General features: G+C 67.5%; 26 protein-coding genes. 15 read left to right on the top strand and 11 right to left on the bottom strand.

The window, feature by feature from the left end; genetic code table 11:
- Window positions 1–142 precede the first annotated feature (142 nt).
- From OKW39_RS38285 to OKW39_RS38245, 9 genes are all read left to right on the top strand, one after another.
- Window positions 143–541 (top strand): 4a-hydroxytetrahydrobiopterin dehydratase, encoded by a 399-nt coding sequence (locus tag OKW39_RS38285; protein WP_090809095.1) that lies wholly within the window; start codon window positions 143–145, stop codon window positions 539–541.
- A 273-nt stretch (window positions 542–814) separates the two neighbouring features.
- On the top strand, window positions 815–1840 hold the full coding sequence (locus tag OKW39_RS38280) for a beta-ribofuranosylaminobenzene 5'-phosphate synthase family protein (RefSeq protein WP_429365069.1): 1026 nt from the start codon (window positions 815–817) through the stop codon (window positions 1838–1840).
- A 105-nt stretch (window positions 1841–1945) separates the two neighbouring features.
- Window positions 1946–2872 carry an NAD(P)-dependent methylenetetrahydromethanopterin dehydrogenase gene (locus tag OKW39_RS38275; protein ID WP_187618284.1) on the top strand — a complete coding sequence of 309 codons (927 nt, stop codon included), beginning with the start codon at window positions 1946–1948 and terminating at the stop codon, window positions 2870–2872.
- Window positions 2873–2883: 11 nt separating this feature from the next.
- Window positions 2884–4107 (top strand): ATP-grasp domain-containing protein, encoded by a 1224-nt coding sequence (locus tag OKW39_RS38270; protein WP_429565013.1) that lies wholly within the window; start codon window positions 2884–2886, stop codon window positions 4105–4107.
- Entirely contained in the window at window positions 4070–5110 is a 1041-nt protein-coding gene (gene mch, locus OKW39_RS38265) for a methenyltetrahydromethanopterin cyclohydrolase (RefSeq protein ID WP_429334323.1), read from the top strand. Before OKW39_RS38270 ends, mch begins: the two co-directional genes overlap by 38 nt.
- Window positions 5107–6078 (top strand): ATP-grasp domain-containing protein, encoded by a 972-nt coding sequence (locus tag OKW39_RS38260; protein WP_429565012.1) that lies wholly within the window; start codon window positions 5107–5109, stop codon window positions 6076–6078. Before mch ends, OKW39_RS38260 begins: the two co-directional genes overlap by 4 nt.
- Window positions 6079–6083: 5 nt before the next feature.
- Window positions 6084–6986: a triphosphoribosyl-dephospho-CoA synthase gene (locus OKW39_RS38255; protein ID WP_429565011.1), complete on the top strand. Its 903-nt coding sequence runs from the start codon at window positions 6084–6086 to the stop codon at window positions 6984–6986.
- Between the two features lie 184 nt (window positions 6987–7170).
- Entirely contained in the window at window positions 7171–7680 is a 510-nt protein-coding gene (fae, locus tag OKW39_RS38250) for a formaldehyde-activating enzyme (RefSeq protein WP_090809086.1), read from the top strand.
- Between the two features lie 137 nt (window positions 7681–7817).
- Window positions 7818–8195 carry a hypothetical protein gene (locus tag OKW39_RS38245; RefSeq protein ID WP_184064719.1) on the top strand — a complete coding sequence of 126 codons (378 nt, stop codon included), beginning with the start codon at window positions 7818–7820 and terminating at the stop codon, window positions 8193–8195.
- A 79-nt stretch (window positions 8196–8274) separates the two neighbouring features.
- On the opposite strand, the gene OKW39_RS38240 is transcribed toward OKW39_RS38245, so the two are convergent.
- On the bottom strand, window positions 8275–8781 hold the full coding sequence (locus tag OKW39_RS38240; RefSeq protein WP_429365065.1) for a dihydroneopterin aldolase: 507 nt from the start codon (window positions 8779–8781) through the stop codon (window positions 8275–8277).
- Between the two features lie 388 nt (window positions 8782–9169).
- On the opposite strand from OKW39_RS38240, the gene OKW39_RS38235 reads away from it, so the two are divergent.
- The 3 genes from OKW39_RS38235 to OKW39_RS38225 are packed head-to-tail and all read left to right on the top strand — an operon-like array spanning window position 9170 to window position 13211.
- The gene (locus tag OKW39_RS38235) at window positions 9170–11224 is read left to right on the top strand and encodes a sigma-54-dependent Fis family transcriptional regulator (protein WP_187611462.1); all 2055 of its coding nucleotides are present in this window, start codon (window positions 9170–9172) and stop codon (window positions 11222–11224) included.
- Window positions 11221–11850 (top strand): flavoprotein, encoded by a 630-nt coding sequence (locus OKW39_RS38230; protein ID WP_429292271.1) that lies wholly within the window; start codon window positions 11221–11223, stop codon window positions 11848–11850. The genes OKW39_RS38235 and OKW39_RS38230 overlap by 4 nt, the downstream gene beginning before the upstream one ends.
- Window positions 11829–13211 carry a DUF6513 domain-containing protein gene (locus OKW39_RS38225; protein ID WP_429365063.1) on the top strand — a complete coding sequence of 461 codons (1383 nt, stop codon included), beginning with the start codon at window positions 11829–11831 and terminating at the stop codon, window positions 13209–13211. The genes OKW39_RS38230 and OKW39_RS38225 overlap by 22 nt, the downstream gene beginning before the upstream one ends.
- Before the next feature lie 13 nt (window positions 13212–13224).
- On the opposite strand, the gene rpe is transcribed toward OKW39_RS38225, so the two are convergent.
- The 7 genes from rpe to OKW39_RS38190 form a co-directional block, all read right to left on the bottom strand.
- On the bottom strand, window positions 13225–13932 hold the full coding sequence (gene rpe / locus OKW39_RS38220) for a ribulose-phosphate 3-epimerase (protein ID WP_184052012.1): 708 nt from the start codon (window positions 13930–13932) through the stop codon (window positions 13225–13227).
- Window positions 13933–13954: 22 nt separating this feature from the next.
- Window positions 13955–14992, bottom strand: a complete 1038-nt coding sequence (gene fba / locus OKW39_RS38215) for a class II fructose-bisphosphate aldolase (protein ID WP_429565010.1) — start codon at window positions 14990–14992, stop codon at window positions 13955–13957.
- A gap of 201 nt (window positions 14993–15193) precedes the next feature.
- Window positions 15194–16066: a phosphoribulokinase gene (locus OKW39_RS38210; RefSeq protein ID WP_429565009.1), complete on the bottom strand. Its 873-nt coding sequence runs from the start codon at window positions 16064–16066 to the stop codon at window positions 15194–15196.
- Window positions 16067–16121: 55 nt separating this feature from the next.
- Window positions 16122–17225 carry a class 1 fructose-bisphosphatase gene (locus OKW39_RS38205; RefSeq protein ID WP_429565008.1) on the bottom strand — a complete coding sequence of 368 codons (1104 nt, stop codon included), beginning with the start codon at window positions 17223–17225 and terminating at the stop codon, window positions 16122–16124.
- Between the two features lie 27 nt (window positions 17226–17252).
- On the bottom strand, window positions 17253–18245 hold the full coding sequence (gene cbbX, locus OKW39_RS38200) for a CbbX protein (RefSeq protein ID WP_429565007.1): 993 nt from the start codon (window positions 18243–18245) through the stop codon (window positions 17253–17255).
- A gap of 51 nt (window positions 18246–18296) precedes the next feature.
- Window positions 18297–18725 carry a ribulose bisphosphate carboxylase small subunit gene (locus OKW39_RS38195; protein ID WP_429565006.1) on the bottom strand — a complete coding sequence of 143 codons (429 nt, stop codon included), beginning with the start codon at window positions 18723–18725 and terminating at the stop codon, window positions 18297–18299.
- A gap of 117 nt (window positions 18726–18842) precedes the next feature.
- Window positions 18843–20342, bottom strand: coding sequence for a form I ribulose bisphosphate carboxylase large subunit (locus OKW39_RS38190; RefSeq protein WP_429334336.1), 1500 nt, complete (start codon window positions 20340–20342; stop codon window positions 18843–18845).
- A 235-nt stretch (window positions 20343–20577) separates the two neighbouring features.
- On the opposite strand from OKW39_RS38190, the gene pqqA reads away from it, so the two are divergent.
- The 3 genes from pqqA (at window position 20578) to OKW39_RS38175 (ending at window position 22377) form a co-directional block, all read left to right on the top strand.
- Window positions 20578–20901, top strand: coding sequence for a pyrroloquinoline quinone precursor peptide PqqA (gene pqqA / locus OKW39_RS38185; protein WP_311734754.1), 324 nt, complete (start codon window positions 20578–20580; stop codon window positions 20899–20901).
- Between the two features lie 105 nt (window positions 20902–21006).
- Window positions 21007–21606, top strand: a complete 600-nt coding sequence (locus OKW39_RS38180; protein ID WP_429334337.1) for a DUF447 domain-containing protein — start codon at window positions 21007–21009, stop codon at window positions 21604–21606.
- A 27-nt stretch (window positions 21607–21633) separates the two neighbouring features.
- Entirely contained in the window at window positions 21634–22377 is a 744-nt protein-coding gene (locus OKW39_RS38175) for a (5-formylfuran-3-yl)methyl phosphate synthase (protein WP_429565005.1), read from the top strand.
- A gap of 7 nt (window positions 22378–22384) precedes the next feature.
- Here OKW39_RS38175 and OKW39_RS38170 read toward each other — a convergent pair whose 3' ends face one another.
- The 3 genes from OKW39_RS38170 to OKW39_RS38160 all read right to left on the bottom strand — a co-directional run bounded on the left by OKW39_RS38170 (window position 22385) and on the right by OKW39_RS38160 (window position 25218).
- On the bottom strand, window positions 22385–22975 hold the full coding sequence (locus OKW39_RS38170) for an aspartate/glutamate/uridylate kinase (RefSeq protein WP_018424588.1): 591 nt from the start codon (window positions 22973–22975) through the stop codon (window positions 22385–22387).
- Window positions 22976–23038: 63 nt separating this feature from the next.
- Window positions 23039–24178: a hydantoinase/oxoprolinase family protein gene (locus OKW39_RS38165; RefSeq protein WP_429565004.1), complete on the bottom strand. Its 1140-nt coding sequence runs from the start codon at window positions 24176–24178 to the stop codon at window positions 23039–23041.
- The gene (locus OKW39_RS38160) at window positions 24175–25218 is read right to left on the bottom strand and encodes an ATP-grasp domain-containing protein (RefSeq protein WP_429565003.1); all 1044 of its coding nucleotides are present in this window, start codon (window positions 25216–25218) and stop codon (window positions 24175–24177) included. Before OKW39_RS38160 ends, OKW39_RS38165 begins: the two co-directional genes overlap by 4 nt.
- Window positions 25219–25227 lie beyond the last annotated feature (9 nt).

Raw genomic sequence — 25227 nt, 5'->3', positions numbered from 1 at the left:
TGCGTCACGCGATGCGGCACATACTGTGTCACTTGCGTGATACGAATCGTGTCCTTTGCGAATCACATGCCGCGGCACGGGCCTGTCACTTGCAACGATGCTTCGTTCGGCGATCGATTCGCGCATTCGAGGAGCAACAGCCATGGCAAACACCGAGCACGTCTATACCGACGAAGAGATCCAGCAGCGCCTCGTCGGTCCGCTGCAGCACTGGTATCTGGAAGATGGCTGGCTGCGGCGCAAATACCGCACCGAGGGCTGGAAGGGAACGCTGATGGTGGTCAACACCGTGGGCCACCTCGCGGAAGCCGCCTGGCACCACCCCGATCTGACGGTCTCGTACGCATTCGTGACCGTGAAGCTGAAGACGCACAGCGCCAAGGGCATCACCGACAAGGACTTCGCGCTCGCGACGAAGATCGAATCGGTGGTCCACTGGCAGCCCGGCCTCGAGGACGGCCCGCTCGAAGGCACGCCCGCCGACGATCAGCGCTTCCGCTATATCAAGTACGACGCGCCCAAACCCGCCCAAGGCAGTTGACACGCGTTCCTGTCGCCGGATGAAACAGCGCGTGACACAGTGCGCCTTCGGCGTCACACAGCGTCCATGCGGCGGCGAAACCGCGTGGGGCGCGGCGTGCCCGTTTAGCGGTTCCAGTGGGCCGAACCCGCGGCGGCGGCCGTTGCGCGTGCCTGGTACGGCTTTCGCTTGACGTCGCCGGGCGCACTATCGCTGGAACCCGCGACGCGTTGCGGACGCCCCGCGGCCGAACCCGGTCTCGCGCACCCGCAAGGACACCTGAGGACACTCGAGATGCCGCTTCAGCTCCGCCGCCTGCCGCCACGCGCCCCCATCACGATCGATGCGCCCGCGCGGCTGCATCTGGGCTTTCTCGATCCGAACGCGTCGCTCGGGCGTGCGTTCGGCAGCCTGGGGCTCGTCATCGATACGCACGGCACGCGGATCGAAGCGCGGCTCGCCGAACGCGAGCAGATCGGCGGCGTGGTCAGCGAGGCCGAGCGCGAGCGCATCGCGCTGAGTCTCGCGCGGCTGCAGGCCGCCTATGGACCGGCGACACTCGCGATCGACGTGCTGGAGGCGCCACGCGCGCACACCGGCCTCGGCTCCGGCACGCAGCTGGCGCTGGCGGTCGGCACCGCGTTCGCGCGCCTCGTCGGCCTGCCGGCGAGGAGCGCCGAGCTCGCCAGTCTGCTCGGGCGCGGCGCCCGCTCCGGCATCGGCATACTCGGCTTCGAGTGCGGCGGCCTGCTGCTCGATGGCGGCCCGCCCGGCGATCTGCGCCAGAGCATGCCGCCGCTGCTGTCGCGCCAGCCGTTTCCGCAGCCGTGGCGCGTGCTGCTCGTCAGCGACAACAGCCGCGAGGGCTTGCATGGTACCGAGGAACGCAGCGCGCTCGCATCGCTCGCGCCGTTTCCGCAGCGGCTCGCCGCGCATCTGTGCCACCTGGTGCTGATGCAGATCCTGCCCGGCGCCGCCGAACATAACTTCGCGCCGTTCGCGCACGGCCTCACCGAGCTGCAGCAGACCATCGGCGAATATTTCGCGAGCGCGCAAGGCGGCGTGTTCGCGAGTCCCGACGTCGAGCACGTACTGCGCGCGGTCGCCGCCGAACGCACCGCCGGCATCGGCCAGACCTCGTGGGGCCCGACTGGCTTCGCGGTGCTCGCGAGCGCGCGCGAGGCCGACCGCGCGCTCGCGACCGCGCGCGCCGTCGCGAGCGCGCTGCCGCATATCGAATGCAGCGTCGTCGCGGGCCGCAACAGCGGCGCGGCGATCAGCGGCGCCGAGGCGCGCGCGCCGCACATCGACGCCGCATGATGCGCTGCACCTCTCAGGCCGCCGCTTACATAAGGCGCTGCCACGCGCGGCGCGGCCTTGCCTTGCGCCCCGTCCCCGAGATTGCCACTAAAACGAGCCCCTGCCATGTCAGAAACCCTTGAAAGGCCCTACATCCTGCACATGTTCACGGCCACGCCGCAGATGAGTCCGTTCGACGTCAACATGGCCGCCGACGCCGGCTATCAGGTCATCGTGCCGTATTGCAACGTCGAAGCGGGCATGGTCGCGAATCTGACGCAGGACGCGATCTTCTCGCGCGGCCCGAAAGGGGTGTCGCGCACCGGCATCTTCATCGGCGGACGGGACGTGATGCAGGCCGCCGACATGCTCGACACCGCGCGCCGCGCGATGGTCCCGCCGTTCGAGGTCTCGGTGTTCGCCGATCCGAGCGGTTCGTACACGACCGCGGCCGCGCTCGTCGCGCTGGTCGAGCGGCATCTGGGCAAACAGCACGGCGTGGAGCTGGGCGGCAAGCGCGTGCTGATTCTCGGCGGAACGGGCGCGGTCGGGCGCATCGCGGCGGCGATCGCCGCGTCGCGCGGCGCCGACGTGACGATCGCGAGCCACCACGACCGCAATCGCGCGCTCGGGGCCTCGGCCGAAGTCAACGAGCGCTTCGGCATCTTCACGAACGGCATCAGCGCCACGACGCCCGACGAACTGCGCGGCGCGCTCGCCGACGCGGAAATCGTGCTCGCCACCGCCGTCGCGGGCGCGCAGGTGGTCGGCAGGGACGACCTCGTGCATGCGAAGCGCCTGCTCGTCGCCGCCGACGTCAACGCGGTGCCGCCCGAAGGGATCGCCGGCGTGAATGTGATGAACGACGGCAAGCCGATCGACGGCGTGCCGAACGCGGGCGCGGTCGGCATCGGCGCGCTGGCGATCGGCAACGTCAAATATCAGGTCGAGCATCGCCTCTTCGTGCGCATGCGCACGGGTGGTAAGCCGGTCTACCTGGGATTCCCGGAAGCCTACGACGAGGCCCGCGCGGTCGCGGCCGGTCTCGGCTGAGCGCGGTCGTCATGAAGTCGCACCGCCCGCTCATGCATGCGCCGTTGGTCGCGGTCGTCGGGCAGTCCGCGCGCTTGCTCGCGCAGTCCGCGGCGCGCGCCGGCCTGCATGTCGCCGCGCTCGATGTCTTCGGCGACCGCGACACGCGCGAGGCCGCCGAGCTATGGTTCGACATCGGCCGTGGTGATGGCGCGCTCGGGATCGACCGGGCGCGGCTCGTCGATGCGCTTGCGCGTGTCGCGCGCTTGCCGGGTTTGCTTGGCTGGATCGGCGGCAGCGGGCTCGAAGCTTTGATGCCTCAGTTGTGCCGCGAATCCGGCTTGCCGCGCTTTCTCGGCAACGCTGCCGAGGCGATCGCGGCCGTGCGCGAGCCGCGGCGTTTTTTCGCGCTGCTCGACGCGTTGCGGATTGCGCATCCGGCTGTGTCGTTCGAGCGGCCCGCGACAGCCGAGGGCTGGCTGTTCAAGCAGGCGGATGGTTGTGGCGGTACGCATATCGAGGCGGCCGACTCGTTCCATTTGACGACCGACTCCGCGCACGGCTACTTCCAGCGCATTGGCCAAGGCCGCTCGCTGTCGGCGCTTTTCATCGGCGCGCACGGCGTCGCGCATCTGATCGGTTTCGCCGAGCAATTCACCTGCGCGATCGGCGATCTGCGCTTCGTGCATGCGGGCTCGATCGGGCCGATCGACTTGCCGCCAGCGTTCATCGCACGCGTGCAGCAAGCGCTCGACGCGCTGTGCGCAAACACCGGCCTCGTCGGCATCAACAGCTGCGACTTCCTGTCGGACGGCGCCTCGTTCGACGTGCTCGAAATCAACCCGCGCCCTTCGTCGACGATGGCGCTCTACGAAACCGCGTCGCCCGATGCATGGCCGGCCGGCCTGCTCGCCTGCCACCTCGACGCGTGCCGCCACGGCCGCGCGCCGTCGGCCGCGAGCCTCGCGCTCGCCCGCGCGCCGCGCTGGCGCGCCGGTCAGCGCGTGCTGTTCGCGCAGCGGCCGTTCAGCGTCTCGGCCGCGTTCTCCGACGCCTGCCTGCGCGATCCGCAATGCCGCGACGTACCGATGCCGGGCACCCGCATCGACACAGGGCAGCCGGTCTGCACGCTGCAAGTGCGAGCGGCATCGGTGGACGCGGTGCTCACCGCGCTCGACGCGCAGCACGAACGCGTCGTCCAACGAATCGAAACCTGCGATGAACCCGACCATGCCTGCCTCCACGCCCACAGCTGAGACTTCCGCGCCCGCCGCGTTGCCGAGCGTGAACGCGCTTTCAGAGCGCCTCGTAGCACGGCTCGTCGATCAAGCGGCACAGCTCGGCGTCGCACTGACGCGCACGCGCGATGGCACCGTGATCGCCGACGCCGGCGTCGACGCGCGCGGCGGCCTCGACGCCGGCGTGCTGATCGCGCGCATCTGCATGGGCGGTCTCGGCCGCGTCGCGGTACGCGCGAACTTCGACGCCGCGCCGCTGTGGCCGACGATGCTCGAGGTCAGCACGTCGTCGCCGGTGCTCGCCTGTCTCGGCAGCCAGTACGCGGGCTGGAGCCTGTCGGCGACCAGGGAGCAGACCGGTGGCAAGAAATTCTTTTCGCTCGGCTCGGGGCCCGCGCGCGCGCTCGCGGTCAAGGAGCCGCTATTCGACGAACTCGGCTATCGCGACCGCCACGAGCGCGGCGCGCTGGTGCTCGAAGTGGACCGCCTGCCGCCGCAGGTCGTGATCGACAAGGTGCTGCACGATTGCGGCCTCGCGCCCGAACACCTGACGCTGATCGTCACGCCGACACACTCTGTCGCGGGAACGGTACAGGTCGTCGCCCGCGTGGTCGAAGTTGCGCTGCACAAGGTGCACGTGCTCGGCGTACCGCTCGATGAGATCGTCGCGGGGACGGGCTCGGCGCCGCTGCCGCCGCCCGCGCCCGACGGCATTCAGGCGATGGGCCGCACCAACGACGCGATCCTGTACGGCGGCCGCGTGCACCTGAGCGTCCAGCACGACGAGATCGCGCAACGTCTCGCCGACACCCTCCCCTCCGCCAATTCGCGCGACTACGGCCGGCCGTTCGCGGACGTCTTCACGGCCGTCAACTTCGACTTCTATCAGATCGATCCCGCGCTGTTCGCGCCCGCCGAGGTGTGGGTCAGCAGCCTCGAAAGCGGCACGACCTATCATGGCGGCCGGCTCGACGGCGGCCTGCTGCGCAAACAGTGGGGCGGCGAGTCCGTCGCGCGATGATGATCACATCAGGCGTGCGCATCGCGATCATGACCGACGAGACCGGCTGGCACACCGGCCGGCTGAAAAAGGCGTTCCGCGCGCGCGGCGCCGAAGCGCGTTGCGTCGATCTCGCGGATTGCCGCATCGACACCACGTGGCTGCCGCACGGCATCGCGATCCCGGGCTTCGGCCGCACGCTGCCGGACGCGGTGTTCGTACGCGGCATCGCCGGCGGCAGCTTCGAGCAGGTGACGCTGCGGCTCGGCATCCTGCACGCGCTGCGTGAATCTGGCGTGCCGGTGTACAACGACGCGCGCGCGATCGAGCGCAGCGTCGACAAGTCGATGACGAGCTTCCTGCTGCATCGCGCGGGCGTGCCGACACCGGCCACCTGGGCCGGCGAATCCGCCGCGTTCGCGCAACGCGTACTGATGCGCGAAGCGGCCGCCGGCCGTCAGGTCGTGCTCAAGCCGCTGTTCGGCTCGCAAGGCCACGGGCTCAAACGGCTCGGCGCGCGCGGCGGGCTGCTCGCGCCGTTGCCGTCGCTCGCCCGTTATCGGCAGGTCGCTTATCTGCAGCGCTTCGTCGCGAGTGGCCGGCCCGGTTTCGACTGGCGCGTGCTCGTGATCGGCGGTAAGGCGGTTGCGGCGATGCGGCGCAGCGGCGGCAAGGGCTGGATTCACAACGTCGCGCAAGGCGCGCGCTGCGAGCCCGCCGAGCTCACGGTCCCGCTCGCACAGACGGCAGTGCGCGCAACCGCCGCGCTCGGGCTCGACTACGCGGGCGTGGACCTGATCCCGAATGCCGACGACGCCGCGCTGCCCCTCGTGCTCGAAGTCAACGGCGTGGCCGCGTGGCGCGGTTTGCAGTCGGTCGTGCCGCTCGATGTCGCGGCGGCGCTCGTCGACGATCTGCTCGATCGCAGGCTGGCCGAGCAAGCCGCTAGCGCCGGGTTGCCCGAGCAGTCTGCGCAGCGCCGGGCTTGAGCGCGATGCCCGACACTCATGCGATTCCCGTCGAGCACGCGCGCGCGGCCTTCCTCGAAGCCTGCGCGCTCGACGTCACCACGCCGAAACCCGGCAACGTCAGCACCCAAAGCCCCGGCCACGGCATGCACGCGGCCCAGTTCCTCGCCAGCGCGGACGCGTCGCTCGACGCGCTATTCGCGCGCGGCGAGCGCGTCGGACAGCGCATTCTCGACGCGGTCACGCGCACGCGCGAGGCCGTCGGCTGCAATACGAATCTCGGCATCGTGCTGCTGGTCGCGCCGCTCGCCGCGGCCCTCGACGAAACCGGCGAACCGCCGGTGTCGGCGCAAGCGTGGCGGGCGGCCGTCGGCGACGTGCTGAGCCGGCTCGACGTCGAAGACGCTCGGCTTGCTTACCGCGCGATCGCGCTCGCCAATCCCGGCGGCCTCGGCGACGCGCCCGAGCAATCGGTCCACGCACCGCCGACGATCGGCCTGCGCGACGCGATGCGGCTTGCCAGCGAACGCGACAGCATCGCGCGGCAGTACGCGAACGGTTTCGCCGACCTGTTCGACACCGGCCTCGCCGCCTACCTCGAAGCCTCGAGACCAACGCCCGAACCCGCGCCCGCCGATCCAGGCGAAATCGCGATGCTCAACGTGTTTCTCACGTTCCTCGGCGGCTGGCCCGACTCTCACATTGTGCGCAAGCACGGCCTCGCGCTGGCGCAGAGTGTCACGCTCGTGGCACGCGAACAGCGCGCGCGCTGGCGCCAAGCGCGATCCGCCGCGCGCCGCTCGGCAAGCGATCCGCAACTCGATGCTTGGGATGCCGAATTGAAGGCACGCGCGATCAATCCCGGCACCAGCGCGGACCTCGCGGTGGCCACGCTGTTTCTTGCGCGCTGCGTCGAAGGGCGCGGTTAACCCTGAATCGTCTGGACTGAAGAAGACCCGAACAGCCGCGTCAGCAGGCCCTCAGCGACAACTGGCACGGAACCTGTTAGTTAGTACCGCCGTGCATTCCCGCACCGCTCTCGCGAGGCTGATCTGGACGATCGCGGGCGGCGCCTCGTCAGCAGGTCCATACCTACTCTTTTGGAGGAACAGAATGGCCAAGATCAACCGCGTCATGATCGGTGAGTCGCTCGTCGGCGACGGCAACGAGGTCGCGCACATCGACTTGCTGATCGGACCGCGAGGTTCGGCTGCGGAAACCGCGTTCTGCAACGCCCTCACCAACAACAAGGACGGCTTCACGTCGCTGCTCGCCGTCGTCGCGCCCAATCTCATCACGAAGCCCAATACGATCCTGTTCAACAAGGTGACGATCAAAGGCGCCAAGCAGGCCGTGCAGATGTTCGGCCCGGCGCAGCACGCGGTCGCGCTCGCGGTGGCCGACAGTGTCGAGGACGGCACGATCCCGCAGGAAGAAGCCGACGATCTGTTCCTCTGCGTCGGCGTGTTCATTCACTGGCAGGCCGAGGACGACAAGAAGATCCAGCAGTTCAACTATCAGGCGACGCGCGAGGCCATCAAGCGCGCGGTCAGCGGCGACCCGAGCGCGGCTGAAGTGCTGGCGAAGAAGGGCAGCGTCGCGCATCCGTTCGCGCCGAACTGACGGCGCATGCAAGCGCAGGAGACGCGGCGCCGTTGCCGGCCCCGCCTCCTCGCGCATCCCGTCGCCTCGCGGCCGCAAGGCACGCATCTCGCGCAGCGGTTCGCGAAGCAGGCTCAATGCTTTCGCAGAGGCATTCAATGACCAACAGATGTCGCGCGCTTCTCGCCTTTACCTCGCTCCTGCTCGCCGCGCCGCTCGCGTGGGCGGGCGGCTACAACTATCCGACCGAGGGTCGCGTCGAATACGTGCTCAGTTGCATGGACGATAACGGCCACGATTTCGCGAACGTCTACAAGTGCTCGTGCGTGATCGACAAGATGGCCGCGTCGTTGCCCTACGACGAATTCGTCGACCAGTCGACCTTCTCGAAGTACGCGACGCTAGGCGGCGAAGGCGGCGCGGAATTCCGCGTCGACCACGCCAAGGCGCAAACCAGGCGCTTCCGCGCGCTGCAAACCAGCGCATATCAGGCGTGCGGACTCGGTCCGCAGAAAACGTCGACCGTGGCGAAATGACCACGGTCTGAAACGCGCCGGGCATTCTGCGCGCCCCGCTCGGCGCGCCCGGCTGGGCGCCCCCGGCTAGGCACCCCCCTCAATTCGGCACCAGCCCCTCGCCCAGCGACGCGTACCGCGCGAGACCCACGGCCGCCGCCGAGCCATCGCCGCGACGCCGCTCGATCTGCACGCCGACAGCCGCGAGGTCGGCGAACTTGGCCGGCTTCGCGAGCGACACGCGCACCCAGTGCGCGCCGAAGTCGGCGATCAGCAGTTGCGCGATCGTCTCGGCAAGCGCCTCCAGCAGCCGCACGCGATGCGACGCGAACAGATCGAGCAGCGCCCCGCGCACGGCCGCGTAGTTGACCGTATCTTCGATCCGGTCCGTCGCGCAGGCGCGGATCGCTGGCACGCCGATAGCCAGGTTCACACGCACCGGTTGCGCAACATGCAACTCGCTGCTATCGATACCGATGACCGTCTGGCCGATGAAATTCTCGATGAATACGATGTCCAGGCGCTCGGGCAACGCGCCGACTTGCGGGCCGGGATTGGCGCCGAGGCTGGAAAATGCGGCAAGGCGAATAGTATCGAAACGATCCATGATTTGATCTCCGCCGCGGCGCGGCCCAGGATTGAACAGGCTGTGATGACGAGCGAAACGATGCAACAGTAGAACAGCAGAACTGAACGACGCGCGGCACACTCTGTGCCGAAGCTGCGACAGGCATGCAACCTGCAACCCGTTTAACGCGTCGCGCATCGAGAAAAGCAAAATCCGGGCACAGTGAGGTAAACCCAGTGTGACTTTCTGTTGAACCAATCCTGCATCGGGCGTACAGTTTTCAACACCCGCCTCGTAATAGGGCCGGTCGGGAGGGCGCAGGCGAACCGAGATTGCGCCGCGCCAGGGGCAGGCAGGCTTGATAAAGCGGCATTCGCGGCGTGCGAAGCAGTCACGCTTGCGAAATGACGCAACGGAGGCAAATCCCATGTCGTTGCTCGCTGACAGCAGTACGCACGTCCGGGAAGTTCTGAACGTGGTCAACCATCAGTTGACCACCCGCCCGACAAGCGAACCCGTAGCTCAGTCGTGGACGCGCTGCATCAACGAATTCCAGCTGGACCCCGCGCGTTTCGTGCCGCCGCCGGTGCTCACCGAGTACGAACTCAGCGCGCGCCGTGAGGCGCTCGGCGATCTGATCGCGTGTTCGAAGCTCGAGATGACGACGCTCTATCAGCAACTGGCCGATCCCGAGCTCGCGGTCGTGCTCGTCGATTCTGGCGGCGTGATCGTGCATCAGGTGTCGTCCGTGCCGTTCGCCGAGGCGGTCGCCGTCGACGGCTTTCGCGTCGGCGCGCTGTGGAGCGAACGCGAAGCCGGCACCAACGGCATGGGCACCTGCCTCGCGGAGCGCGACTGCATCGCCGTCTGTCAGCACGAACATTTCTATCCGCGCTATACGTCGCTGACGTGCTCGGCCGCGCCGATCTTCGACGACGGCGGCGAAATCGCCGGCGTGCTCGACGTCACGAGCCGCTCGAAGCTGCTGCAGCAGCACTCGCTGGTGCTGGTCGGCATGTCGCGGCAGATGATCGAAAACCGTCTGCTCGATGCGCGCTACCGGCACGCCAACATGATCCATTTCCACAGCCGCCCGGAATTCGTCGGCACGCTGCACGGCGGCAAGCTCGCGGTCGGCGACGACAGCACCGTGCTCGCCGCGAATCGCAGCGCGCTGTTCCAGCTGGGCTTCCGTTCGCTGAGCGAGCTGCGCGGCCGGCGCATCGAGGAAGCATTCAACGCGTCGCTCGAAGACATGATCGCGCGCAGCATTCGCGGCTCGTTCCATCCGGTCACCGTCTACAGCGCAAACGCGACGAACCGCTTTTTCCTCGTCGCGCAGACGCCGCAGAACGCCACGGGGCGCGTGACGCGCGTGCTCGTCCCCGACTCCGCCATGCGCGCCAACGCCGCCGAAAAACACGAGAAACATCCGCCGGTACCGAAGCTCGACGAGATCGCGCACCTCGAATTCGGCGACCCGCGCATGGCCTCGCAGATCCAGTTGGCCGCGCGCGTGATCCAGCGCAAGATTCCGATCGTGCTGCGCGGCCAGACCGGCACCGGCAAGGAAGTCTTCGCGCAGGCCTTGCATAGCATCAGCCCGCACGCCGCCGGTCTGTTCGTGCCGGTCAACTGCGCGTCGCTGCCGGAGAACCTGATCGAGAGCGAGCTGTTCGGCTATCGCGCGGGCGCGTTTACCGGCGCGCAGCGCGAAGGACGGCGCGGCAAGATCGTGCAGGCCAACGGCGGCACGCTGTTTCTCGACGAGATCGGCGACATGCCGCTCGTGTTGCAGGCACGCCTGCTGCGCGTGATCGAGGAACACGAGGTCACGCCGCTCGGCGCCGAGACCACCGTCAAGGTCAATTTCCAGCTGATCAGCGCGAGCCACCGCAATCTGCTCGAACTCGTGCAAAGCGGGCAATTCCGCGAGGATCTGTACTACCGGCTCAAGGGCGTCGAGCTGAATCTGCCGGCGCTGCGCGAGCGCGTCGACAAGCTGCCGCTGATCCATCATCTGCTCGCGAACGAAACCGACGATCCGCCCGATCTGACGCCGGAAGCCGAACACGCGCTGCTCACCTACGCGTGGCCCGGCAACATCCGTCAGCTGCGGCACGTGTTGCAGATGGCCATCGCGCTGTCCGACGGCGAGCCGATCCGCTGCGAGCATCTGCCGCCCGAGGTCACGCAACGCACGTCGGCGGTCGACCTGCCGATTGCGCTGCGCCTCGCGAACGCGGACATGGACGGGCATCTCGCCGACGAGGCGGACATTTCTTCGCTGAACGCGATCCAGCTGAACGAGCGCGAAACGGTGCTGTCACTGCTCGACGAGCACCGCTGGAACGTCAGCAACGTCGCGAAGGCGCTCGGCATCAGCCGCAATACGCTGTATCGCAAGATGCGCCGGCTGCACATCCGGCTGTCGCATGAAGGCTCGCCGGCCGACGGCATGCCGTTCGATCTCGACGCATGACCGGGTCGTCCCTCAGGTCCCCTAGCGAGTCTGCTCGCAAGGGCGCCCGCGATCTCGCCGACTTCAAGCCGGATGCGCACTTCGCGTGGTGCGTGACCGGCTCCGGTCATATGCTCGAAGAATCGATCGCGCTCGCGCGGCGCTTGCCGCGCGTCGATCTGTTTCTGTCCGCGGCGGCCGAGGAAGTGCTGCCGCTCTATGGCTGGTCGCTCGACAAGCTGCGCGAACACTTTCGCGTACTGCGCGACAACAGCGCGAGCGGCGTGCCGGTCGGCATGCTGTATCACGGCGTGTATCACACGGTCGTGATCGCACCCGCCACCAGCAACACGGTCGCCAAATGTGCTTACGGCATCTCGGATACGCTGCCGACCAATATGTACGCGCAGGCCGGCAAGCAATGCATCCCCGGCATCGTCTTTGCGTGCGACACCGAACCGAGCGTGATCACGCATAGCCCGGACGAATGGGTCGAACTGCGGCCACGGGCGATCGAACTCGACAACGTCGAGCGTCTGGCGCGCTTCGAATACACGACGCTCGCGCGCTCGCTCGACGAACTCGAAGCGGCGCTCACCCAACGCCTCGCGACCCTCGACCTCGCATGGACCACCTCCTCTTCCTGACCGGCCGGCTTGCCGAACCGAGCCTGCGGCGCGTGCTCGACGGCATGGCGCCGACGCCGTTCAGTTGGGAGGTGCGCGAAATCGGCCTGCAAGTGGCCGGGTTGATGACCGCCGACCTGATCCAGCGCCGCGTGAGCGCGCCGCTCGCCGCCCAGCGCGTGATCGTGCCGGGCCGCTGCCGTGGCGATCTCGACGCGCTGAGCGCGCACTACGGCGTACCGTTCGAACGCGGTCCCGAGGAGGTCAAGGACTTGCCGCAATTTTTCGGCCGCAAGGCGAAGCCGTTCGATCTGAGCCGCTACGACACGGAGATTTTCGCGGAGATCGTCGATGCGCCGCGCCTCGACCTCGACGGCATCGCGGCAAGGGCGCGCGAGTATGCGGCCCAAGGCGCGGACGTGATCGACATCGGCTGCCTGCCGGACACGCCGTTTCCGCTTCTCGAAGACGCGGTGCGGCGGCTGAAGGCCGAAGGCTATCGCGTCAGCGTCGATTCGATGCGCAACGACGAACTGCTGCGCGGCGGCCGCGCGGGCGCCGACTATCTGATGAGCCTGAACCTCGACACGCTATGGATCGCCGACGAAGTGCCGTCGACGCCGATCCTCGTCGCGCGCGAACCGGCCGACCCCGCTTCGCTCGACGCCGCGATCGACGCGCTGTCCGCGCGCGGCCGCGCGTTTCTCGCCGATCCGATTCTCGATCCGATTCCGTTCGGGCTGGCCGCGTCGATTGCGCGCTATGTGCGTTTGCGCGAGCGCTATCCCGACATCGCGATCATGATGGGCATCGGCAACGTGACCGAACTGACCGAGGCCGACACGAGCGGCATCAACGCGGTGCTGCTCGGCATGGCGGCTGAATTGCGCGTTGGCGCGGTGCTGGCGACGTCGGTGAGCCAGCATGCGCGGCGCGCGTTGCGCGAAGCCGATGTCGCGCGCCGCGTGATGCATGCCGCGCGCGATGCTCAGGTGCTGCCGAAGGGCATCAGCACCGAACTCGCGACGGTCCACGCGAAACGGCCGTTTCCGTACAGCGCCGAAGAAATCGACGAATTCGCGCGCGGCGTGCGCGACCCGAATTTCCGCGTGCAGATCAGCGCCGACGGCATTCACGTGTACAACCGCGACGGCCATCGTCGCGGCGACGATCCGTTCGCGCTGTACCCGCAGTTGAACCTCGAAACAGACGGCGGCCACGCGTTCTATATGGGCGTGCAGCTTGCGCGCGCCGAGATTGCATGGCGGCTCGGCAAGCGCTTCGATCAGGACCAGCCGCTCGACTGGGGCTGCGCGGTCGACCGGCCTGAAGAAGATCTCAGCGCATGGTGCGCGCCGGGCGAGACGATGAAAAAGCGCTGAAACAGCAGCGCCATCACTGCATGGCGGCCACCCCCGCGGGTTCGTCGACAGTAGCCAGTTCGCCGCGCATGCCGCGGATCGCCTGCGCGCGATCGCCCGCACCGAACACGGCCGAGCCGGCAACGAACACGTCCGCGCCCGCCGTGGCGACGCGCGCGATGTTCGACGCCTTCACGCCGCCGTCCACTTCGATCAGCAAGGGCCGCCCGGTGCGCTGCATCGTCGTGTCGACGCGCTCGCGAAGCAGCCGCAGCTTGTCGAGCGTTTCGGCGATGAATGCCTGGCCGCCGAAGCCCGGATTCACCGACATCACCAGCACGACGTCGAGCATCTCCAGCACGTGATCGAGCGCCGCGAGCGGCGTGGCCGGATTCAGCGCCAGCCCCGCGCGCGCACCGTGCGAGCGGATCAGTTCGATGGTCCGATGCACGTGCAGCGTCGCCTCCGGATGAAAACTGATCAGGTTCGCGCCGGCCTCGGCAAACGCCGACACCAGCGGATCGACGGGCGTGGTCATCAGATGCACGTCGAACGGCAGCGTCGTGTACGGCCGGATCGCCGAGCACACGAGTGGGCCGACTGTCAGGTTCGGCACGTAGTGGTTGTCCATCACGTCCAGATGAATCCAGTCCGCGCCGGCCGCCGTCACGTCGCGAATCTCGTCGGCGAGCCGGGCAAAATCCGCCGACAGCAGCGACGGCGCAATCAGGAATTCGCGCATTGCGTTCTCCGTGGCAGTGGCGTTAGTGGTAGCGGCTCGCCACCGTGTCGAGCGGCAGCGGCTTGATGCGCGCCGCCTGACCCGCGCAACCGAACGCCTCGAATCGCTCGACGCAGATCGCGCTCGCCGCGGCGGTGGCGGCCTTCAATGCCGCGCGCGGATCGAACTCCGCGCGCGCATTGGCGAGCGACTTGCGCATCGCGCCGCTCATCGCGAGACGGATGTCGGTGTCGATGTTGACCTTGCGCACGCCGTTCGCGATACCGCGGCGGATTTCGTCGACGGGCACGCCGTAGGTGGTCGGAATCTCGCCGCCATATTCGCGGATCACCGCGAGCCATTCCTGCGGCACCGACGACGAACCGTGCATCACCAGATGCGTGTTCGGAATGCGCGCATGGATATCGGCGATCCGGTCGATCGCGAGGATGTCGCCGGTCGGCTCGCGGCTGAACTTGTACGCGCCGTGTGAAGTACCGATCGCGATCGCGAGCGCATCGACGCCGGTCGCGTCGACGAAGCGCCGCGCTTCGTCCGGATCGGTCAGCAGGTGCTCGCGTGTGAGCTTGCCTTGTGCGCCGACGCCGTCCTCTTCGCCTGCCGTGCCGGTTTCGAGCGAACCGAGACAGCCGAGTTCGCCTTCCACCGACACGCCGACCGCATGCGCGGCGTCCACCACGCGCCGGCTCACCTCGACGTTGTAGTCGTACGCGGCGGGGGTTTTCTGATCGGGCAGCAGCGAGCCGTCCATCATCACCGACGTGAAGCCCGAGCGGATCGCCTGCTGACACACCGCGGGGCTCGCGCCGTGATCCTGATGCAGCACGAGCGGAATGTCCGGGTGCGCTTCGAGCGCGGCGAGCACCAGATGGCGCAGATACGGCTCGCCGGCGTACTTGCGCGCGCCGGCCGACGCCTGCAGGATCACCGGGCTAGCGGTGGCCTCGGCCGCGCGCATGATCGCGTGAATCTGCTCCATGTTGTTGACGTTGAACGCGGGCACGCCGTAGTCGTGTTCGGCCGCGTGATCCAGCAGTTGCCGCAGGGTGATGAAGGCCATTGCGTGCTCCTCGATATGAAATGAAATCTTGGCGAACGGCGGGCTCAACGCGCGCGGTCGGCGACGCGCCGCGCTTCGTCGAGCGCGAGCATGCGCAGCGCGTCGGCCATCGAGCGCGTGGCGGGTGCGTGAAGCGGTTGCGCGACTGCACTCATCGAATCTCTCCTTGCGAAATGAACCTCGGTATCCGTCTGGTGCCGCTCAGGCGCGCGAGCGTCGGTCGATCAGTTGCAAAATCATCGGCGTGAAGATCAGTTGCATCGCGAGTCCCATCTTGCCGCCTGGCACGACGATCACGTTCGGGCGCGACATGAACGAGTCGTGCAGCATCGTCAGCAGATACTGGAAATCGATACCCTTCGGCCGCGCGAAGCGGATCACGACGAAGCTCTCGTCCGGTTGCGGAATCTCGCGGGCGGTAAACGGATTCGACGTGTCCACGGTCGGCACGCGCTGGAAGTTCACATGCGTGCGCGAGAACTGCGGGCAGATGTAGTTCACGTAGTCGGGCATGCGCCGCAGGATCGTGTCGACCACCGCTTCGTGCGTGTAGCCGCGCATCGTCTGATCGCGGTGCAGCTTCTGGATCCATTCGAGGTTGATGATCGGCACGACGCCGATCAGCAGATCCGCATGCCGCGCGATATCGACCTTGTCGGTCACCGCCGCGCCATGCAGCCCTTCGTAGAACATCAGGTCGGTATTGGGCGCGACCTCCTCCCACGGCGTGAAGGTGCCGCCGTCCTGCTTGTACAGTTGCGCTTCGCCCGCGTCGTGCACGTAGTGGCGAAACTGCCCGCTGCCGTTTTCGCCGTAGCGCGTGAACAGCGCTTCGAGTTCTTCGAGCAGATTCGCTTCCGGCCCGAAGTGGCTGAAATTCGGCACACCGTCGCGTTCGCGCTCCTGCATCGCCGCGCGCATGCCGTTGCGGTCGTAGCGATGGAACGCGTCGCCTTCGACGATCTGCGCATTGATGTGCTCGCGTCTGAAGATATGCGTGAAACTCTTCATGACGGTGGTGGTGCCGGCGCCGCTCGAGCCGGTCACCGCGATGATCGGATGTTTGACTGACATGCGTTTGTCTCCGGATGACTGTGTTCTGTGCGCTGAGCGCGCCGTCGGTCGCCGATCACGCCGTGAAATCCGGCAGGAACAACGAGCGCGTGCCGAACAGCGGCGACGTGAACGGCTTGTCCTCGCCGCGATCGTATTCGCCGTGATAGCGCGCAATGCGCTCGACCTCGTTCTTCGAGCCGAGAATCACCGGCACGCGGCCATGCAGCGCGCGCGGCGCGACGTCGAGAATGCGTTCCCGGCCGGTGATCGAGAGACCGCCCGCCTGCTCGACCAGGAAGCTCATCGGGTTCGCTTCGTAGAGCAGGCGCAGGCGTCCTTCCATCGCCGGCGTTTTCGAGTCGCGCGGATACATGAACACGCCGCCGCGCATCAGGATGCGATGCACTTCCGCGACCATCGACGCGATCCAGCGCATGTTGAAGTCGCGCGCGCGGCAACCGCTGCGGCCGTCCTTGCACTCCTGCACGTAGCGGCGCACGGGCGGCTCCCAGAAGCGCTCGTTCGATGCGTTGATCGCGAACTCGCCGGTTTCCTCCGGAATCCGGATGTTCGAATGCGTGAGCACGAAGTTGCCGATGTCGCGCTCCAGTGTGAAGCCATGCGTGCCATTGCCGACCGACAGCACCAGCATCGTCGACGGTCCATACACGGCATAGCCGGCCGCGACCTGTTCGCACCCCGGCCGCAGGAACGCGGCTTCGCTGGTTGCATCCTCTGCCGGGTCGCGCGTGCGCAGCACCGAAAAGATCGAGCCGACCACGCCGTTGATGTCGATATTCGACGAGCCGTCGAGCGGATCGAACGCGAGCAGATACTCGCCGCGCGGATAGTCCGGCGGAATCGCGTAGACGTGCTCCATTTCCTCGGACACCATCGCGGCCAGCAAGCCGTCCCACTCGCATTGCTGCACGAAGATCTCGTTGCTCGAGACGTCGAGCTTCTTCTGTTGCTCGCCGTGCGTGTTGAGCGTTTGCGCGGAACCGTAGTTGCCGCCTAGCGCGCCCTTGGTCAGCATCGCCGAGATCGACTTGATGGCCGCCGCTACGTCGATCAGCAGCGCGGAGAGTCCTGCAGTGTCGCGCGTGTCGTCCGTACACGGCGGGCGATCGAGCGTGTCGATCAGGAACTTCGAAAGTGTCGTGCGTCCGTCCTGCATGGCGTTCTCCGTCGATGGTGTCGTGATTCAGCCCGGCGGCGCCGTGACGGCGCGCGCGGTGGAAGGCGAATGCGAGGACTGCGGCGGCGCGTCGAACACGCGGCTCGCGCGCACGTCGGCGGCATCGATCAGCGTCAGCGTGGCGGCGTCGATCGGCTCGCCGCCTTGCAAGGCGCTCGCGAACAGGCGATTCGCCTGGCGCAGCCGCGCGCGGTCGAGCGCGTTGCGCACCGAGCGCGCGTTGGCGAAATTCGGTTGGCGGATGCGGCGCGCCAGATAGTCGGCGAACGCGCGGCGCGACGCGGCATCGAAGCGGTAATGCATGGTGCCGAGCATCCGTTCGGCGATTTCGAGCAACTCCGTTTCCTCGTAATCGGGAAACGTAATGTGATGCGCGATGCGCGAGCGTAAACCCGGATTGCTCTCGAAGAACACTTCCATTCGCGACGCGTAGCCGGCCAGAATCACGACCAGGTCGCTACGCTGGTTCTCCATCGTCTGCAACAGAATTTCGATCGCTTCCTGCCCGTAGTCGCGCTCGTTCTCCGGGCGATACAGGTAATACGCTTCGTCGATGAACAGCACGCCGCCCATCGCGCGCTTGAGCACGTCGCGCGTTTTCGGCGCAGTGTGGCCGATGTACTGGCCGACCAGATCGTCGCGTGTGACCGACACCAGATGATTGCGGCGAATGTAGCCAAGCCGGTGCAACACTTCCGCCATGCGCAGCGCAACCGTCGTCTTGCCGGTGCCGGGGTTGCCGGAGAAGCACATATGCAAGGTCGGCGCGCCGCCCGCGAGACCCAGCGAAGCCCGCGCGCGCTCGACCAGCAGATGCGCGGCGACTTCGCGAATGCGCGTTTTCACGGGCGCGAGCCCGACCAGATCGCGATCGAGTTCGCCGAGCACGTCGCCGATGCCCGAGTCGCGGTACAGTGCCGCGAGGTCGATGTGGGGCGCGGCGGCGTCGCTGTGCGCGGTGGACGCGGGCAGTGCGTCCACGATGGCGGCGTCTGTCATGGTTGCTCCTCGCTGCGGGTCGTCGTGTGCGTTGTTGTGCGATCAGCGGCGTCAGCCCGCCGCGCCGTAACGCTCGCCCGCTGGCCGGTCGCCCGCGTAGCCCGTCATGCTGTAGCGCTGCGTGCGCTCCTGCCCGTCCTGCCGCAACAGCCGGAAGCCCGGCTCCACGTCCGGCCGGTTGACGATGAACGACAGGCGCATCGTCTCGAAGGTGCGCACGGAGTCGAACGCGTTGACCTTGATGTAGTGCTGCGGCCGCGCCTCGCGGCAAGCCCTGACCTCCTGCAACACACCGGCCGCGTCGTGCAGGTCGAACATCGGCAGACCCCACATTTCCCAGTAGGTGTTGCGCGGATGCGGGTCGTCGGTGAATTCGACCGAACAGGCCCAGCCCTGGCGCAGCGCGTAGTCGATCTGCAGGCCGATTTCCTCGTCGGTCAGCTCGGGCAGAAAAGAAAACGTTCCTTGAGTAATACGCATGACGAACCTCGTGGATGGATGTCGCGTTCGGAACGGCGTCAACGGTGCCCCGCGCGGTGCCGTTGCACCGCGTTGCGGATGCGCTCGTGAGGCGCTCGCGGGAAAACCTCGGCGTGGCTAGGCCGCCGTCGGCGTGGCGGCGAAATCGGGCGTATCGGTCGATGCGTAGTTGAAGCTCACGTCGCGCCAGGTATCGAGCGCCTGCTTGAGCGGCGTGCACCAGCGCGCGGCGGCTTCGAGCACGTCGGGCCCTTCGCGCAGAATGTCGCGGCCCTCGTTGCGCGCCTTCACCATCGCTTCGAGTGCGACGCGGTTCGCGGTCGCGCCGGCCTGGATGCCGGCCGGATGGCCGATCGTGCCGCCGCCGAACTGCAGGATCGCGTCGTCGCCGAACAGGTCGAGCAGCTGATGCATCTGCCCCGCGTGAATCCCGCCCGAGGCGACCGGCATCACCTTGCGCAAGCCGGCCCACGGCTGGTCGAAGAAAATGCCGCGCGACAGATCGACCGCGTTGTGCGCGTCGCGGCACACGTTGTAGTAGCCCTGCACCGACAGCGGATCGCCTTCGAGCTTGCCGACCGCGGTGCCCGCATGCGCGTGATCGACGCCCGCCATGCGCAGCCATTTGGCGATCACGCGAAACGAGATGCCGTGGTTGCGTTGCCGCGTGTAGGTGCCATGCCCCGCGCGATGCAGATGCAGGATCATGTCGTGCCTGCGGGCCCAGCGCGACATCGACTGGATCGCGGTCCAGCCGATCACGAGGTCGATCATCACGATGCACGAGCCGAGCTCCTTCGCGAATTCGGCGCGCTCGTACATGTCCTCCATCGTGCCGGCCGTCACGTTCAGATAGTGCCCTTTGAGCTCGCCAGTCTCCGCCTGGGCGCGGTTCACGGCCTCCATCGCGAACAGGAAGCGGTCGCGCCAGTGCATGAACGCCTGCGAGTTGATGTTCTCGTCGTCCTTCAGAAAATCGAGGCCGCCGCGCAGGCCTTCGTAGACCACCCGTCCATAGTTTTTGCCCGACAGACCGAGCTTCGGCTTGACCGTGGCGCCGAGCAGCGGCCGACCATACTTGTCGAGCCGTTCGCGCTCGACGACGATGCCGGTCGGCGGCCCCTGAAACGTCTTCAGATACGCGACGGGAATGCGCATGTCTTCGAGCCGCAAGGCCTTCAGCGGCTTGAAGCCGAACACGTTGCCGATGATCGACGCGGTCAGGTTCGCGACCGAGCCCTCTTCGAACAGATCGAGTTCATAAGCGATATACGCGAAGTACTGCGGCTCGTCGGCGCGAGACACCGGCACCGGCTCGACGCGATACGCCTTCGCGCGATACATGTCGCAGGCGGTCAGGCGGTCGGTCCACACCACCGTCCACGTCGCGGTCGACGATTCGCCGGCCACCGCGGCCGCCGCTTCCTCGGGTTCGACACCGGCTTGCGGCGTGATGCGAAACAGCGCGATCACGTCGGTGTCTTTCGGTTCGTAGTCCGGTTGCCAGTACCCCATCTCGCGGTATTTCATCACGCCCGCCGCGTACCGTTCGCGCGGATTGTGCGGATCGCGCGCTTGAGGTTCGGGCTGGATCGGCGGTTGACTGAAATCGTTCATGACGTGTCCTCGAAGGTGGCAAGCGCACTGCCGGAAGAACGAAGCGCTTGAGTTGCACTGTAGGCACGGACACGCCCAAGGTGAATTCACGATTTTATTTGGCAGACTTAACGGATCGGTTATCGCTATCACATCGTGAGGTTCTTTTTCGAGCCGTGCGACGCGAATCGGAGCAGAATGTGTCGGTGAGCGAGGCGGGCGCGGCGTGACAGCGCAATCGAATTAGCGAATCGCGATGGCACACTTTGCTTCGTTTTCGCCACACCGCGCGGCTCTTTGCGTCTGGCAACCCGCGCGAGCGCCACGGCGTGGCGCAATTCGCCGGGTGCTGTATTGGCCGTCGAATGCACGCACGCCTGGCCGGCCGGAACGCGCATGGGCACGGAGCTTGCATGATGCCGGCTGCCGTCGACACCGGGCATCACGCCGGGCCGGCGGCGCAACGCTGTTCCACCCGCTGTTTCAACCGAAGGAGAAAGCACGTATGCAATGGACGACTCCGAGCTACACCGACGTACGCCTCGGTTTTGAAATCGTGATGTATGTCGCTACGCGTTAAGCCCGCAACCGGGCCGCACGCCGCGGCCCCTTTGCGGTTCCCGTTTGTGTTCGACCTCTGCTGACGGCCGGCCTTCCGGCGCTGTCGGGACACACGTTCCCAGCCATGATCCACGAAACGATCGTCACCACGGCAGCGTGCGATGGCCGTCCTCATATCGCGCCAATGGGCGCGCGCTACGAGGGTGAGCGCATCATCCTTGCGCCGTTCCGCCCGTCGGTCACGCTCGACAACGTGATCGCGACGCGCGCGGCGGTGCTGAACTTCACCATCGACGTGCGTATCTTCGCGGGCTGCGTCACGCACTGCGCGACCGATTGGCCGACCGTGGCCGCGAGCCGCGTGCCGAGCGTACGTCTGGCCGAGTCGCTGGCCCACGCCGAGCTCGAACTCGACGAGCTGCGCGACGACGCGGAGCGCCCGGTGCTGGTGATGAAATGCGTGCACCGTGAAAACCACGCGCCGTTCGCGGGCTTCAATCGCGCGCAGTCGGCGGTCGTGGAAGGCGCGATTCTGGTGAGCCGGCTCTTCATGCTGCCGGCCGACAAGGTCGATCGAGAAATGGCGTATCTGCAGATCGCGATCGACAAAACCGCCGGCGACAACGAGCGCACCGCATGGAGCTGGCTCGTCGCCGCGATCGCGCGATATCGCGCGAGCCTCGCAGACGCGGCGCATCAGGCCGCCGCTTCGGCCCATCACTGAAAACCCTTCCTTCCGCGGAGAACCCCGATGACCGCATTGCTCGCGAGCGTCCGCTCGGCTGACGAAGCATTCGACGCCGCCCGCGCCGGCGCCGAGCTGATCGACCTGAAAGAGCCGGACGATGGCGCGCTCGGCGGCCTGTCGATCGGCGCCATCACGAACATCGCGCAACAACTTCGCGCGCGCTACCCGGTCAAGCCGATCAGCGCGGCGATCGGCGACGTGCCGGCCGACGCGTTCGACGAGATCGCCGCGCGCGTGATCGACGTCAGCGATGCCGGCGTCGACTATGTGAAGGTCGGCGTCGCGCGCGGACCGGCCGCGCGCCGCTGCATCGAGCAGCTCGCGAATCTGCCGGCTAGCGTCGTGCCGGTGCTGCTATGCGACGGCGGCATGGACGACGAACTGGTCAGCCACACCGCGGCGCTCGGCTTCGCCGGCCTGATGTTCGATACCGCGAGCAAGGACGGCGGCACGCTGTTCGATCACGTCGATGTCGACTCGCTCGCGCGCTGGTTGCGGCTCGCGCGTCAGCGCGGCGCGATGGCGGGCATCGCCGGTGCGCTCGGCTGGGCGCAACTGCCGCAGATCCGCGCGCTGGCGCCCGACGTGGCCGGTTTTCGCACCGCGCTGTGCGCCGACGGGCGCCGCTCGCGGCTCGACCCCGAGCGCGTCGCGCAATGGGCGAGCGCGTTGCATCGGCCGGCTGGAGAGATTCGCGTCGATGGCGGCGCGCCGTTGCCGGGCTCGACGAACGCGACGCGGCTGTAGCAGCCGCTCACATCACCGGAATATTCAGCAAACGGTCGCGCATCAGCGCGACGTTGCTCTTGTCGAGCAATTCGACCACATAGTTCGCATCGTTCACGTAGTCGACGAACTTGCGGTCGATCACCCCCGACGCGGCCAGCGTTTCGAGCGGATCGTCGACGGCGATCGGACAGGATTTGACGACGACCAGCCGCTCCGCGTTGAGCATCGTCGATAGCCAGGCGGCGAGGCTGTCCGAGGTCGTGTCCCAGTTGCTCATCGCGTCGGGCGTGTCGCGCATCAGCGCGGTCGGCGCCCACACGGCCACATGACCGTCACGCAGGGTGCGGCGAATCTTCGCCTCGCTCGACGCGATTACCAGTTCGGGCGAAACGCCCTGCATCAGCAGCGCATATTGCGTCATCGCGAGCAGACACATGTTGTGCGCGGCCAGATCGTCGAAGTTCCACTCGCCCTGGTACTGGCGGACCTTGTCCGCGAAATCGCCGCCGCCGGGCACGATCACGACCCGTCCGCCGCCGACTTCGCATAGCTCACTGAGCCAGTGGCGCAGTGCCGGGTCGTGACTCAGGCTGCCTCCGATCTTGACCACCCACATGACTGTTGCCCTCGTGTCCAGTTGAGTGCCCGGCCGGGTCGCGTCGTTTCGCAACCTCGTTCATCACCGAACTTGTCCCGCTCGCCATATCGTGTCCCCTGCCCCTCTTTGCGCTACTCGTGCGCCGGCGCGCCGCGTCCCCGGATTGCGCGCCGCGAGCAGCGCGACCGCCACGCTCGGCGCGCAGGTCGCCGCCCATGCCGCGCAAGCATCGAGCACGCCCGCCAACGCGCCGAAGTCGATATAGCCGCGCGCCTCGTCGCGCGCCAATGCGGCGACGAGGAAGCGGCCGCAGCCGGCGCCCACCAGCGGCGCGGCCGCGAGCGCCGGCTGCGCGGCGACCACGCGCATCAGGTTCGCGCCGATTTCGCGCACCTGCAGCGCGCGCCAGCGCCGCGCAAAGTGCAGCCATTCGACGTCCGACGCGTCGTGCGCGTCGTGCCCGATCATGCGCGCGAGCCGCGCGCGGCTCGCCGCCTGCGTCTTCGGCCCCTGGTCGGCGCTCAGCTGCACGTCGTGCAGCGGGTCCAGTTCGCCGGTCAGCCGGTAGACGTCGGCGGTCGTGGCAAACCATTCGTTCATCACGTTCAGCATGGCGCCGCCGAATTCGATCCGCTGCGCGACGCCGCACAACGGCGTGCGCACGACGCCGTGATACACGAGTTCGCCGGTCGCGAGCCGGCCCGCATCGGTCGCGGCACGCGCGACGACGCGGCCGTCGACGATCGGAATGATGTCGGTGGTGGTGCTGCCGATGTCGATCAGCAGCGCGTTCGCCATGCACGTAGCGACCCAGCTCGCGGTCGCGAGCCAGTTCGCCGACGCGACGTGACGCCAGCCGGCCGCGCAGTCGGCGGCGGCGAGCCAGCCGGCGGCGCCGGCGTAGAAACGCAGTGATGGACCGAGCCGCTGCGCGAGCGCGGCCACGATCGCGCGCACGCCTTCGGCGCGATCCGCGAACAGGTCGACCATCTCGCCGGTCATCGTCACCGCATGCTGCGCGGCGTCCGTGCGGGCCTGCGGCCAGCGCTCGAAGACGAGGTCGATCGCGCGGTGCAGATGGTCGAGGCCCTGCCAAAGCGGACACGGCCATTGCACGACGTCCAGCACGGCGTCGCCGCCGTCGACGAGCGACACCTTCACGTGCGCGCCGCCGACGTCCCAGCCGAACCGCGCCGCCGGGTTCGAACGGGCGGGGCTCAAGGGCGCACCTCGTACGTCGGCGAATTGGCGCGCGCCGCGCCGCAGCGCTCGATGCGCACGCCATGCGCGGCCAGCAGCGCGCGCGTCAGGCCGCTGCCGCGCGCCGCCGACAGCCCCGCATAAGCGACCGTCAAACGCGGATTCACTTCGATCACGACCGGCCCGAGTTGCGGATGCCAGACGACATCGATGCCGACGAAGCCGCGCAAACCCGGAATGGCCCGCGCGACGCGATGCGCGAGCGTGTCGAGCGCGCGGCCCATGTCGCTGTGCTGGTCGATCTGATCGACCAGCACGCCGTCGAACTCGACGATCCGCGCAACATCACCCGACGCGTCGCCGCCGCTCAGCCCGATCTGCTGACGGTTGATGCTGAGGAGCTTGGTGGCGTCGCCGCGGCAGATCAGCGACAGGCTCAACGGCTCGCCATCGACCCACGCCTGCAGCACCGGATTGCGCGCCGCCGCCGCGCGCGCCTCGTACTCGGCGCAGGCATCGGCGAAGCGCTCGTACACGATGGTGTCGAGGCCGCCCGCGCCGTCGTCCGGTTTGACCACCCACTGGCCGTCGTGCTGCGCGGCTGGGTCGCCGGGTTCTAGCGCCGGCGTCGTGGCAATGCCATGCGCGGCAAGACACGCCGCCGTCGCGCTCTTGCTCGACGCGACGCGGATCGCTTCCTTCGCGCAGCCGAGCCAGCGCGCGGTACCGACCGCATCGTGAAAGCGCAGCAGCAGCCCGTCGCATTCCGGCGCAACGACCCACGCGTAATCGTGCTCACGCGCCGCGCGCGCGACGAACGCCGTCATCGATTCGCCGGGCGCGGCCATACAATGGGCCTCGCCCGCCCCTGGCGTTTCGAAGCGCGAGGTCGCGAACGTGACCTGCACGCCGTCGAGTTCACGCAGAGCGTCGACCAGCGCGTCGCGCATCACGCGTCCTTCGACGATCAGCGCGCTCAAATCGGCGAGACTGCCCGGGCCGGCGAGCTGGGGGTCGATGCCGCCGCCGGTGAGATACTCGTAGACAAAGATTCTGGTCAAAGGAAAGCC

The organism is Paraburkholderia sp. MM6662-R1, from assembly GCF_050436245.1.
GTDB classification, from domain to species: Bacteria; Pseudomonadota; Gammaproteobacteria; order Burkholderiales; family Burkholderiaceae; genus Paraburkholderia; species Paraburkholderia tuberum.
This window is presented reverse-complemented; position numbering and strand designations above follow the sequence as displayed.